11 protein-coding genes are annotated in these 12,864 nt (G+C 70.0%); 9 read left to right on the forward strand and 2 right to left on the reverse strand.

Going from position 1 to position 12,864, the window contains the following annotated elements:
• Positions 1-262 precede the first annotated feature (262 nt).
• The 9 genes from VF092_05065 to VF092_05105 all read left to right on the forward strand — a co-directional run bounded on the left by VF092_05065 (position 263) and on the right by VF092_05105 (position 10,433).
• Positions 263-1,486: a tetratricopeptide repeat protein gene (locus tag VF092_05065; GenBank protein HEX6746645.1), complete on the forward strand. Its 1,224-nt coding sequence runs from the start codon at positions 263-265 to the stop codon at positions 1,484-1,486.
• Positions 1,487-1,583: 97 nt separating this feature from the next.
• Positions 1,584-3,170 carry a S41 family peptidase gene (locus VF092_05070; GenBank protein HEX6746646.1) on the forward strand — a complete coding sequence of 529 codons (1,587 nt, stop codon included), beginning with the start codon at positions 1,584-1,586 and terminating at the stop codon, positions 3,168-3,170.
• Positions 3,171-3,246: 76 nt separating this feature from the next.
• On the forward strand, positions 3,247-4,461 hold the full coding sequence (locus VF092_05075) for a tetratricopeptide repeat protein (protein HEX6746647.1): 1,215 nt from the start codon (positions 3,247-3,249) through the stop codon (positions 4,459-4,461).
• Positions 4,462-4,821: 360 nt separating this feature from the next.
• A complete protein-coding gene (locus tag VF092_05080; GenBank protein ID HEX6746648.1) occupies positions 4,822-6,963 on the forward strand; it encodes a xanthine dehydrogenase family protein molybdopterin-binding subunit in 2,142 nt (713 codons plus the stop codon).
• A gap of 325 nt (positions 6,964-7,288) precedes the next feature.
• Positions 7,289-7,765 (forward strand): hypothetical protein, encoded by a 477-nt coding sequence (locus VF092_05085; GenBank protein HEX6746649.1) that lies wholly within the window; start codon positions 7,289-7,291, stop codon positions 7,763-7,765.
• Positions 7,766-7,796: 31 nt separating this feature from the next.
• Positions 7,797-8,246 (forward strand): (2Fe-2S)-binding protein, encoded by a 450-nt coding sequence (locus VF092_05090; protein ID HEX6746650.1) that lies wholly within the window; start codon positions 7,797-7,799, stop codon positions 8,244-8,246.
• Positions 8,243-9,064 carry a xanthine dehydrogenase family protein subunit M gene (locus VF092_05095; GenBank protein HEX6746651.1) on the forward strand — a complete coding sequence of 274 codons (822 nt, stop codon included), beginning with the start codon at positions 8,243-8,245 and terminating at the stop codon, positions 9,062-9,064. Before VF092_05090 ends, VF092_05095 begins: the two co-directional genes overlap by 4 nt.
• A 16-nt stretch (positions 9,065-9,080) precedes the next feature.
• Complete coding sequence (locus tag VF092_05100) at positions 9,081-9,677, forward strand: hypothetical protein (protein ID HEX6746652.1); 597 nt, start codon at positions 9,081-9,083, stop codon at positions 9,675-9,677.
• 63 nt (positions 9,678-9,740) lie between these two features.
• Entirely contained in the window at positions 9,741-10,433 is a 693-nt protein-coding gene (locus VF092_05105; protein ID HEX6746653.1) for a hypothetical protein, read from the forward strand.
• 87 nt (positions 10,434-10,520) lie between these two features.
• Here the strand turns inward: VF092_05105 and VF092_05110 are convergent, their stop codons facing one another.
• Positions 10,521-11,135, reverse strand: a complete 615-nt coding sequence (locus tag VF092_05110) for a hypothetical protein (GenBank protein HEX6746654.1) — start codon at positions 11,133-11,135, stop codon at positions 10,521-10,523.
• A 6-nt stretch (positions 11,136-11,141) separates the two neighbouring features.
• Positions 11,142-12,797, reverse strand: a complete 1,656-nt coding sequence (locus tag VF092_05115; protein HEX6746655.1) for a hypothetical protein — start codon at positions 12,795-12,797, stop codon at positions 11,142-11,144.
• Positions 12,798-12,864 lie beyond the last annotated feature (67 nt).

The raw sequence follows: 12,864 nt of genomic DNA on the forward strand, positions 1-12,864 counted from the left end.
CAGAATCCCCGCGCGCTCCGCGTTCGATCTGTGCGGGAGACGATCCGGACGGGCCGTGTGGGAGAAGCACGGATTAGCGCCTTCCGCCCGCCGCCAGACTGGACACGAGGGCACCCGCGCGATTAGGATGTGACCCCGGCGCGGTACTGTCCGTCCTCCGTGCCGCCGGATAAACATCTGACGAACAGCTCCGCCGTTCCGCATCTCCCTGACCCCGTCCCCCTCGTCCCGCGGTCCACCCTCCATCCCCACCGTTCGACTGATGAACACGAAGGCATTCGCGCTGGCCGCCGCCGCGCTCCTGTCCGTGGCCGCCGCGGCGCCCGCGCAGCGCGTGCGCGACGTGCCCGCCCGCCCCGCGCTGTGGGCCGGCGCCGACAGCAACAGCGCCAACGTCTACTACCTCCTCGGCGTGCAGCGGCTGGAGCGCGAGCCCCGCGTGGCCGCCGCCGCGTTCTACTGGGCCGAGCGGCTGAACCCGGGGTGGCCGCAGGCGCTGTACGGCCGCCGCATCGCGCTGATGATGACCGACGAGCGGCGGCTGGTGGACTACATCGAGGGGAAGCGCTCGCTGGCCAACAACCCCGAGGTGCTGGCCATCGACTCGCTGGTGCTGCGGGCGCTGCAGCGCGACCCGTTCCTGCACCAGCAGCTCGACCGGCCCTACCTGATGATGTACTTCCGCAAGGTGTTCTCGCAGGGGGTCCAGGAGTCCACCGGACAGCGGAACGACGCACTGGCCGAGTACGCGCTGAATGACGCGCTGCTCAACGCGGGCCCCGCGTTCAAGGCGTGGATGGATTACGCCAGCGGCCGCTTTCCCGCCGCCATCCAGGGCTACGAGCGGGCGCTGCGCGGCGAGCCGCACTCCAGCTCGCTGCGCATCGACCTGGCGCGTCTGCACTACCTGTCGGGCGAGTTCCCGCGCGCCGCGCAGTACCTGCGCGAGGCCATCGACGACGAGCGCGGCCGCGACCGCCGCGACATCGTGCGCGTGTACGAGAGCAAGGGGGTGATGGAGTTCAGCCGCGCCGTGGCCCTGGAGCAGGGCGGCGACGCGGCCGGCGCGCGCGAGGGGTATGGCCGCGCGCTGACCGAGGACCTGGCGTTCTGGCCCGCGCACCGGCGTCTCGCGCTGCTGGCGCTGGCCGCGGGCGACACCGCCGCCGCCAACTCCGAGATGGCGCTGGCCGTGGAGATCGCGCCCAACGAGGCGGACCTGCGCTACGAGCGCGCCGTGCTGCAGCTGCAGACGCGGCAGATCATGGAGGCCGCGGCCGAGCTGCAGAAGGCGGTGGAGCTCGATCCGTACTACGCCGCGCCGCACTACCTGCTGGCGCTGATGCACGACCAGAGCGAGATGCCGCAGGAAGCGCTGGAGCACTACCGCCACTTCCTGGCCCGCGCGGCGAACGACGATGCGAACCGCGCCCGCGTGGAGGCGCGCGTGGCGGAGCTTTCCCGCCCCGCCGCGCCGACGCCGTGAAGTGCGAAAGTGCGAGGGTGCGAAGGTGCGAAAGTGCACCAACGCACTCTCGCACTCTCGCACCTTCGCACTCTCGCACCCCAGTCCCCACCGTCCGATGAAGCGAACCCTTGCCGCCGCGGCGGCGCTCGCGCTGATCGCCACCTCGCTGGCTGCGCAGGACGGCGACCCCGGCCGCGCCGTCCGCCCGCGCACCACCTACGAGGACCTGCAGATGTTCAGCCAGGTCCTCAACCAGATCCGCGTGAACCACCCGGACAGCATCGACACGCACGAGCTGTTCATGGCCGCCATCCAGGGAATGGTGCACGCCGCCGATCCGCACTCGTTCGTGATCCAGGCGGCGCGGCTCTCGCCCGAGAAGCAGCGCGAGTACCGGGCGGGGCGCATGTACCCCGTTCCCATCGACTTCCGCTTCGTGGGCGACCAGCCGGTGGTGGCCAGCGTCGGCGCCGGCTCCGAGGCCGCGCGGCAGGACATCCTCCCCGGCGACGTGCTGGTCTCCATCGACGGGCGCCCGGTGCAGGCGGAAAGCCCGTTCGAGCTCGACGTCACCCTCGCGGGGGCCAGGAACAGCACGGTGCGGCTGCGCTTCGAGCGCGAGCGGGTGGACGGGTCCGTCGTGGAGCTCGACCGCGTGGTGAAGCGCGAGCGGGTGGAGGAGGGCACCGCCGTCCCCACGTCGTTCATGCTCGACGGGACGACGGGGTACGTGCGCGTGACCACCTTCGCCAACGAGAAGGCGGCGGAAGACATGCACGCCGCGCTGGTCGCCCTCGAGCGGCAGGGGATGCAGCGGCTGGTCTTGGACCTCCGCGACAACGGCGGGGGGATGGTGGACGAGGCGGCCCGCGTGGCCAGCGAGTTCCTCCCCAGTGGCGCGGTGATCTACAGCGCGTCGGGGCGCAAGGCCGAGATCGCGAAGACGCAGCGGGTGACGCACTCGTTCCTGAGCCCCGGCGGGCGCCAGTATCCCGTGGTCCTGCTGGTGGATGGGGGGACGGCCAGCGCGTCGGAGATCGTGGCCGGCGCGCTGCAGGACCACGACCGCGCGCTGGTCGTCGGCCGGCCGACCTTCGGCAAGTCGCTGCTGATGCAGGGCTTTCCGATGACCGACGGCTCCATCATCGAGCTGGTGATCGGACACGTGAGCACGCCCTGCGGCCGCGTGATCCAGCGCCAGTACCGCGGCATGGCGCGCGGCGAGTACTTCCGCCTGGCCCACGCCGCGCGCGACACCGCCGGCCGCCCCTCGTGCCGGACGGACCGCGGACGGACCGTCTATGGCGGCGGCGGCATCTACCCCGACGTGGTGCTGGAGGAGAACGAGGGCGCGCCGCTGTGGCTGGCGCGGCTGTACGAGGACGACGTGGTGACGCGCTGGATGAACGCCTGGCTGGCCGCGCACCCCGACGGCCTGGGGACGATGGAGGCCTTCGCCGCGAACCCGGTGCTCCCCGCCGGCGCGCTGGCGGACTTCCGCGCCTTCGCGCAGCGCCAGGGCCTCCCCGTCCCCGACGGCGCGGACGCCGACGCGCGGCTGCAGCGCTCGCTCGCCGCCGCGCTGGCGGGGACGAAGTGGGGCGCGCCGGGCTACTACCGCGTCCGCGCCGTGCTCGACCCGCAGGTGCGCCAGGCCGTCGCGCAGTTCCCCCGCGCCGCGCAGATCCTCGGCGGGCAGTAACGCCTTCCCCGGTCGCCCCGGCGCGCGGGCCGCGCCGGGGCGATCGCATCATCATCCCGCAACTCCTTTGATGACAATGCGCTCTTCACCCATCCTCATCGCCCTCGCGCTCGCCGCGGCGACGCCGGTCTCGTCTCCCGCGCAGCAGACCGCGCCGCGCCGGCCGCAGCTTCCCGCGCAGGCAGACACGAACGACGCGTCGGCCTACTATCGCTTCGGGCTCGACCGCCTCTCGGCGGAGCCGCGGCAGGCGGCGGACGCGTTCTGGTGGGCGTCGCGGCTGGACCCGCACTGGGCCGACCCGCTGTACGCGCGCCGCGCGGCGCTGCTGATGGCCGACCGCCGACTGCTGCTGGGCTACTACGCCGGCGTGGAGAGCGTGTGGCGCGACCCCGGCGTGCAGCGCGCCGACTCGCTGGCCGCGCACGCGCTGGAGATGGACCCGTTCCTGTCGCGCAACCTCGAGGACGAGCTGGCGCGCGCGTACCTGGCCGCCGCCATCGACCGCGACACCCGCGGCGGCTCCACCTCCGACCGGCTGACCGACGTGGAGCTGCGGGTGGTGACGGACGAGATCCTGTCGCACCAGACCCCGGGCACGCGCGCCTGGCTGGCCGCGGCCGACGGGCAGCTGGAGACCGCGCTGCAGTTCTACGAGACGGCCATCCGCCAGGCGCGCTACAAGAGCGACCTGTACGCCGACAAGGCGCGCGTGCTGGTGCAGCTCGGCCGCTTTCCCGAGGCGCTGGCGGCGCTGAGCTCCGCGGTCGCCGAGCGTACGCGCGAGGATAACCGCCGTCTCGTCGTGCTCTACAACTCCAAGGCGCACTTCCAGCAGACGGCGGGCGCCATCCACGCGCGGATCGGGCACGCCGACTCGGCGCGCGCGGCGTACGGCGCGGCGCTGCAGGAGGACCTGTCGTTCGCCTACGCGCACGCGCACCTGGCGGCGCTCTCCGTCGCCGCGGGCGACCAGGCCGGCGCGTTCGGCGAGCTGGAGCTGGCGGTGCAGATCCGTCCCAGCGACCCCGGCCTGCGCGTGGACGCGGCGACCGTCCTCGCCGCGGCGGGTCAGATCGAGAAGGCGGTGGAGCACCTGAAGCAGGCGGTGGAGCTGGATCCCTGGTACGCCGACCCGTACCTGATGCTGGGCCGCCTCCACGACGCCAGCGGCATGCGCGACGACGCGGTGAAGTACTACCAGGGCTTCCTGGCCCACGCGGCCCTCCGGCACCCGCAGTACGCCTGGGCGCAGCAGCGTATCGCCGAGCTCCGCGCGGCGGCGCAGTGATCTGAAAAACGGGTCTCACACGGAGGGAACGGAGGAAACGGAGGAAGATCGGTTCCGCACCGTCATCCCTCCGTTCCCTCCGTTTCCTCCGTGTGATTTCATTCTTTATGTGATCGGGAGATCGGCCGGCGGGTCGCGGTGGTGATACAAGGATTGTACAGGGAATCCGCGCGCGGGTGTTGCGCGCGGGCCACAGCGGCGGTTATCTGTTTCGGTGCGACCGCGTTGCGCGTCGCATCTCCCCCCGACCAACCATCATCCCCCCGCTCGCGGAGGTTTGTCTTTGCGCCGTCCGCCGACCCGCCGCCGCACCCGTATCCCCATCTCCCGTAACGTCGTTCGGCCGGCGGGGAGGCGCGGATGATCGCGCGCGCCGTCGGCTCCAACGTGCCGCGCAAGGACGGCCAGGCGAAGGTCACCGGCGCCGCGAAGTACATCGACGACCTGCACTTCCCGGGGATGCTGCACGGGCGGACCATCCGCTCCACCGTCCCCCGCGGCACCATCCGCTCCATCCGCCCCGCCTTCGGCGCGGAGGACGGCTTCACCCTGGTCGACCACCGCGACGTGCCGGGGATGAACGCGGTGGCGATGATCGAGCTCGACCAGCCGTTCCTGGCCGAGACGGAGATCCGCCACCTCGCCGAGCCCATCCTCCTCCTCGCCCATGAGGACCGAGAGACGCTGCTGGCCGCCGAGGTGGAGATCGAGTACGACACGGTGCCGCCGCTCCTCGATCCCCGCGCGTCGGAGCGCGTCTTCAAGCACATCCGCATCGACAAGGGCGACGTGGACGCCGCGCTGGCCACGGCGGAGATCGTGATCGAGGGCGAGTACCGCACCGGCGCGCAGGAGCACGTCTACATCGAGACGAACGGCGTGATCGCCGTCCCCGTGGACGACGGCGGGATCACCGTCTACGGCTCGCTGCAGTGCCCGTACTACGTGCATAAGGCGCTCAAGGCGCTGCTCGCGCTCCCCGACGAGCGCGTGCGCGTGGTACAGACGGAGACGGGCGGCGGCTTCGGCGGCAAGGAGGAGTACCCGTCGCTGATCGCCGGGCACGCGGCGCTGCTGGCGATAAAATCCGGCTGCCCGGTGAAGATCGTATACGACCGGGTGGAGGACATGCTGGCGACGACCAAGCGCCACCCCTCCATCGTCCGCCACCGCACCGGCGTGACGCGCGAGGGGCGGCTGGTGGCGATGGACATCGAGGTGCTGCTCGACGGTGGCGCGTACTGCACGCTCTCGCCCGTGGTCCTGTCGCGCGGGTGCATCCACGCGGGCGGGCCGTACCGCTGCGACCACGTGCGCATCGACGGCCGCGCGGTGATGACGAACAGCCCGCCCAACGGCGCCTTCCGCGGCTTCGGCGCGCCGCAGACGCAGTTCGCCACCGAGGTGCACATGGAGCGCATCGCCGAGGCGCTGGGGATGGACCCCGTCGCCCTGCGCGAGCGGAACGCGCTCCGCCCCGGCGACACCACGGCGACGGGGCAGGTGATGCAGGGCGACTGCTCGGCGATCGAGGTGCTGCACGAGACCGTGCGCCGCAGCGACTTCCATCGCAAGCGCGGGGAGTTCGCGGGAACGGGGCGGGGGATCGGGCTCGCGCTCTTCTTCCACGGCTCGGGCTTCACCGGCAGCGGCGAGGTGATGCTGAAGTCGCGCGCCGCGCTGGAGACGTGTGACCGCGGGGTCCGCATCCTCGTCGCATCTACGGAGATCGGGCAGGGGACGCGGACCATGCACGCGCAGATCGTGGCCGACGCGCTCGGCATCCCCTTCGACGACGTGGAGCCCGCGCAGCCCGACACCTTCGTCGTCCCCGACAGCGGCCCCACCGTGGCCTCCCGGACCTGCATGGTGGTGGGGGGGATCCTGCAGCGCTGCGGCGAGGACCTCCGGACGCAGCTGGGCGGCCTCCATCCCGCCGAGCACTTCCGCCGCTTCGGCCCCGTGCGCATCATCCGCGAGTACGAGAAGCCCGGCGACGTCACCTGGAGCGACGAGACCTACCGCGGCGACGCCTATCCGACGTACGGCTGGGGATGCGCGGTGGTGGAGGTGGAGCTCGACCCCGACACCTTCGAGGCGCGCGCCACCTCCATCGTCACCGCGCAGGACGTGGGGAAGGCCATCCACCCCGTCCTCGTCCGCGGGCAGATCGAGGGCGGCACCGCGCAGGCGCTGGGGTGGGCGCTGAACGAGCGCGTGGTGACGCGCGACGGCGCGATGGCCAACGCGACGCTCACCAACTACACCATCCCCACCACGCTCGACACGCCGCGGATGGAGGTGGTGGTGATGGAGAACCTCAGCAAGCACGGACCTTTCGGCGCCAAAGGCGTGGGCGAGATGCCGATGGACGGCCCCGCCGCCGCCGTGGTGAACGCCGTCCGCCACCTGGGCCTGGACGTGCGCGAGATCCCCGCCGTCCCCGAGCTGCTGATGGACGCGCCCCGCATCGAGTCCGCCGCGGAGCCGGTGGCGGCCTGAGGATCTCACGGGCGGAGATGCTCGTGACGCGAGCGGTGTCATCCTGAGGGAGCGCCGCACCGCGCCCCGGTCGGCGCCGAATCAGAGCGCGACCGAAGGATCTGCTCGACCCACGGAGATGCCGGTACTTCGGGCAGATCTCGAGGTGGCCCGGCAAGATCCTTCGGGCGCGGCAAGCATCGGTGCGGACGCGCGTTACGGCGCCCGCGCCCTCAGGATGACATCCGACGGGGTGTCGCGCGTCCGGACCCTCTCCGGACGATGTCGGAGACGGCTTCCGGTGCGCGATAATCCGTGGTTCGGACACAGTTTCCCCGAGGACAGCATGAGCGACCCGTTGATGGAGATCCCGGAGCCGGCACGGTCGGAGCTCTTCGCGCTGTCCACCACCATCATGCCGCCGGCCCGGCAGCTCCTGGAGAACAACCACGCGATCTTCCCCTTCGGCATCGAGCTGCGCGCCGACGGCAGCAGCGGCGTGCTGATGACGGGGCTGACGGAGGAGGAAGAGCAGGACCCCGCCGCCAGCCGCGAGCTGCTGCGCGAGCTGGTGCGCCGCAAGGCCGCCGAGGGCACCGTCCGCGCCGCCGCCATCGCCTTCGACACCCGGACGCTGCAGGCCGAGGCCGACGTGGCGCTCGACGCCGTCTGCGTGAGCCTGGAGCACGTCGACGGCCACGCGCTGGACGTCTTCGTCCCCTTCAAGAAGGGCTGGTTCGGCTACAGCTACCGCAACATCTTCATGCTCGGCGCCTCCTGCCGCATCTTCGCCCCCGCCGCCGCCGCGGAGAACGGCCGGTGACGGTGCGATCCACATCTCCATCCACGACCTGATGCGCTTCACCCTGAACGGCGCGCCGGCGGAAGTCGGCGCGCACCCGATGAGGCGGCTGCTGGACGTGCTGCGCGAGGAGTGCGGCCTGACCGGCACCAAGGAAGGGTGCGGCGAGGGCGAGTGCGGCGCCTGCACCGTGCTGGTCGACGGCGAGCCGGTGTGCGCCTGCCTCGTCCCCTTCGCGCAGGTGGCGGACGCGGAGGTGACGACGATCGAGGGGCTCGGCGGCGACCACCCGCTGCAGCGCGCGTTCGCCTCGCTCGGCGGCGCGCAGTGCGGCATCTGCACGCCGGGGATGATCATGATGGCGACGAAGCTGCCGCCCAACTCCACCCTCGACGACGTGCGCGCGGGTCTGGCCGGCAACCTCTGCCGCTGCACCGGCTACGAGGCCATCTACCGTGCCGTGCTCGAGGCCGCCGCGGAGACGGCGGAGGCGCCCGCGTGAAGACCGCCGTCACCCCCCTCACCCTCCTGCAGCCCGGGACACTGGCCGACGCGCTGGCCATGCTGCGCGACGAGGGCCCGCTGGTGCCGCTGGCCGGCTGCACCGACGTGTACGTGACGCTGAACTTCGGCACCCAGCCCGCGACGCGCTTCGTCGATCTCTGGGGATTGGACGAGCTGCGCGGGATCGCGGAGATGGACGGCGGCGTGCGCGTGGGCGCGCTGGCGACGCACACGGAGCTGCAGCGCTCGCCGCTGATCCGGGAGCGCCTGCCGATCCTGGTCGACGCATGCAGCCAGGTGGGCGGCGTGCAGATCCAGAACCGCGGCACGCTGGCCGGCAACGTGGCCAACGCCAGCCCCGCGGGCGACACGCTGCCCGTGCTGGCGGTGGCCGAGGCTATCGTCGTGCTGCGCAGCGCGGAGGACGAGCGGCGCGTGCCCTTCACCGGCTTCTACACGGGCTACCGGGCGACGGTGATGCGTCCCGACGAGCTGATCGTGGCCATCGAGATCCCGCGCGTGGACGGCGCGCAGTGGTTCCGCAAGGTCGGCACGCGCGCCGCGCAGGCCATCAGCAAGGTGGTGATGGCCTGCGTGCGCGGCGATCAGCCCCGCGTCGCGCTGGGCAGTGTCGCGCCGACGGTGGTCCGCCTCCCCGGCACCGAGGCCGCCCTCGCCCGCGGCGCGGGGATCGACGAGGCGCGGCGCATCCTCATGGACGAAGTCACCCCCATCGACGACCTCCGCTCCACCGCCGACTACCGCAAGCGCGTCTGCGCCAACCTGCTGGCGCGCTGGTGGACGGAGACTTCCTAGCCGCGGAGCGTTCGGGATGCAGCCGCCGCCTCCGCTCCAGCCGGAGCCGCTCACGCTGCGCGAGGCGCGGGCCCGCTTCTTCGCCGAGCACGGCTTCGACGCGGACGGCGGCTACGGCAAGCGCTGGTTCCGGATCGAGACACGACCCATCCCCATCTACCTGCCAAACCTCGCATCACGCGTTGCGGCGGTTAAGCTCCACGACCTCCATCACATCGCCACCGGCTACGGCACCGACTGGCGCGGCGAGGCGGAGATCGGCGCCTGGGAGGTGGCCGGCGGGTGCGGCCGGTACTGGGCGGCGTGGCTGCTGAACTTCGGCGCGTTCGTGATCGGGCTGGTCATCGCGCCGCGGCGGACGTACCGCGCGTTCGTGCGCGGGCGGCACAGCAGGAACCTGTACGGCGGCCGCTTCCACGATTCGCTGCTGGACGAGACGGTGGGCGCGCTACGTGGGAGGCTGCAGCTCGATCGGCGGATCAACGACGCTTCGCCGGGAGATGTGGCTGCGTTCGCGGGATGGAGCGCGGTGGTGACCGCGTATCACGTGGCGGGCGTGGCGGTTGGGCTAGCGGTGATATACATGCTTTTCCGCTGGCTGCGCAGGCATTAAGTATGGGAAGGAGGATGGCGCCTCTCGCTACCGGAACCCAGATCTCGCGCGAAATCCTGCACTATGAAGATCGTCTGCCCCTCGTGCCACGTGCCGGTGGCCGCCGAAGACGTGGAGCTGTCCACCGGGCTGGCCAAGTGCCGCACCTGCAACAATGTCTTCCGCTTCAGCGACCTCCCCGGGCTGGCGCCCTCGGCGGCGCGGCCACGCCCGCCGATCGAGAAGCCGCGCAGCGTGATCGCCACCGACGCGAACGGCGAGCTGACGCTGCAATACCGGTGGTTCTCGTGGAAGTACGCCTTCCTGGCCGTCTTCTGCATCATCTGGGACGGGTTCCTGGCGTTCTGGTACACGATCGCCTTCAACATGGGGAACCCGCTGCTGATCCTCTTCCCCATCCTGCACGTGCTGGTGGGGATCTTCATCACCTACGCGACGATCGCCGGATTCGTGAACACCACATCGGTGCGGATCGACGGCACCCGGCTGCGCGTGCACCATCACCCGCTGCCGTGGGGCCGCCCCGTGGACCTGGGCATTGTCGAGGTGAAGCAGCTCTTCTGCGAGCAGAAGGTCTCGCAGACCCGCAACGGCGTGTCGGTCACGTATAACCTGAACGCGCTGATGCACGACGGCACGCGGAAGAAGATCCTCTCCAACCTCGACACGCCCGAGCTGCCGCTGTACCTGGAGCAGCACGCCGAGGCCTGGCTCCGGATGCGCGACGAGCCCGTGATCGGCGAGTTGGCGCGATAAAACGGAAGTGCGGAAGTGCGTGAGTGCGAAGTGCGCCGGCTCCCGAGTGGGAGCCGGCGCATCTTCATCCGGTTTCGGAGAATCCCTTCACGGCGGCGAGGGATGTCCTTCGACGCGGACCATCTCGGTCAGGCGGGCCAGTGCCTCGGTCCGAGGGTCGCCGAGCGAAAAGTAGCCGTGCGGACCCCTGCCGTCGTTCCCGGGATCCGGCTCGCTGGCCACGGAGCGGAGGAGCGCTATGGCGGCTGCGCGTTCCGCCTGGAGGGGCAGCTGGTCGAGAATGGGGCTGCGGACGTCCGCGTGCGCTGTTGAATGGTAGATTCGCGCAAGGCGATGTACGACTCCCGGTATCGGCATACGGTTACCGCCACGCTCTCCGGCGAACGCAATTTCGTATGCGGCATAAACTCGCACACGCTTATCGGGATTCGAAACGACCAGATGCTCCAGGCGATCCAGCAGCGAGTCCTTTCGGGCCGTGTGGGACGCTGATAGTCGGGCGATCTCGAACATGATTTCGGATCCGAGGTTGTTCGCAGCGTTTGCGCGAACACCTGCCTCGAAGCGGGACACGATGCTGTCGAGCGGCCATGTTCGCGCCGCGATCACCCGTACGCCTTGGGCTGGAAGGGACTTGGAGGCGACGAGCAGTGAAAGCAATCCCAAGGCACAGCAGCGCAGCGCGAGAGCCCGTTTGTCCATGCTGCCTCAGTCGTTTCGGTAGTGGCTCAAGAACGTTCCTTCCCGAGCGTAATAGCCGTAGTAGATCCCTGAATAGTTTCCGGTGACGATCGTTCCACCGTTGAGAAGATCCTGGGTAGCTTCATCTACCATCTTCGCACGCGGGAAAAATCCGCGTCGGACATCCTCGACGAATGTGCCCCAATTGATAGTGTTAACGCCGATCATCCGATCCAGATAGATCATCAGGTCGTTTGCCGGATCCACTGCGGCATCGTAAGCAGCCGAGTAGTGGCCGTTGTGACCCGTGCTCCCATAGCCCTCGTGGTTGTGTACCCCCCGGATATAACCCTCGGGGTCGACTCCCTGGCAGAGCGTGAACTGATACCAATTGATCAGGTTGGTGCTGCATGAACGCTGGTTCAGGCCCAGCCGCAACAGGGGAACCTGAGGAGCGTCCGGCCGCAGGCCGACGTTGACCGACGATTCTCGCTTGATGTTCAGCCGGGCAGATTCGATGTAGTGGAACCCCTGGTTCGGTCCGCTCTGAACCGTTCTGGCGACAAAGCCGTCGCCCGCGGGCGAGTATGAGTCCGGCTGCACGAAGCGCTTGGTCTCCGCACAACTCGCTGCGCCTTGCGGCAGGTTGATGCCGTTCGAGCCGCCTTGATCCGGCGTACCCCAGTAGGAGCACTGTACGCCGGTGTTTTCGCTGAAGACGGATTCGGCGTTCCGGGCCCAGCTCCATCCCCGATCAGTCACCATGAAGCTGGACACGATCTCCCGCGCGCCGCTCCCGTCGTCGAAGCGGACGGTCACCGTCCCTCCGACCACTGCCGTACCCGACCACGTCACCACCGGATCCAGGTTCTGGGAGGTGTTCCCATCCGCGTCCACGAACGTCCACGAGTGCACGACGAGATTCGCTTCTCCCTGCTTTGCGGTGTTGATGGAGCAACTGACGGTGCCGCCGCGCTGAACCGAGGCGGTGCAGGCGAGCGTCCCGGAGTTGTTGTACTCGCACGTGTAGCACGGCCCGTCGCCGCCACCCGGGGTGTCGGTACCGATCGTCGTCTCGCCGGGCGGAGGGGCGGGTTCCGGCGGCGGCGGAGGAGGCGGGGCGGGCTTGGAGATCGCGATGATCTCGTCCAGGCCGAAGCAGGTCTTGTTCTCGTCGTAGAGGTCGCCCACCTGCGAGTCGCACGGGTCCCCATTGACGGAGGTGGCCATCGTCGTCACCGTGCCGGTACGATCGGGGGTATGCGTCACCGTGTATCGCACATCCTTCGGCACGCGCAGCCACTGCTCCAGGAACCGGACGCCCGTTTGGGTGCGCGGGATGAGGCAGTTGGCGACGTACACGGGTTCCTCTCCTGGATTCTGCAGACGCAGCCGGTACTTCAGCGTACTGCCGTCGGCCGCCAGCGCTGTGGCCGGGAAGTGAAGCTCTCGGCGGGTGTAGCGATAGCGATAAAGGGGAGTCCGCACAGCTTCGCTGATATAGCAGCCGTAAGGACTCTCCGACTCACTGGCGGCCGCGCGAAGCTGCGGGCGGGCCGGTTGGGAGGCGGGCACCGACGAGGTGAACGGTTCGTCCGTGCAGGCCGAAAGTGCCGCCGCCAACGCGAGGGTGAGGAGGCGCAGAGCGCTCGTTCCGGCTGCCGCTGGTGAGAGAGTCGCCATGTTTCAATTGGGACGAGATGAAGAAAGACGGGCAAAGCAGGATCAGGTGCGGTACTGGCAGGTCAAT

This window comes from Longimicrobium sp., assembly GCA_036377595.1.
In the GTDB taxonomy this organism is placed as follows: domain Bacteria; phylum Gemmatimonadota; class Gemmatimonadetes; order Longimicrobiales; family Longimicrobiaceae; genus Longimicrobium.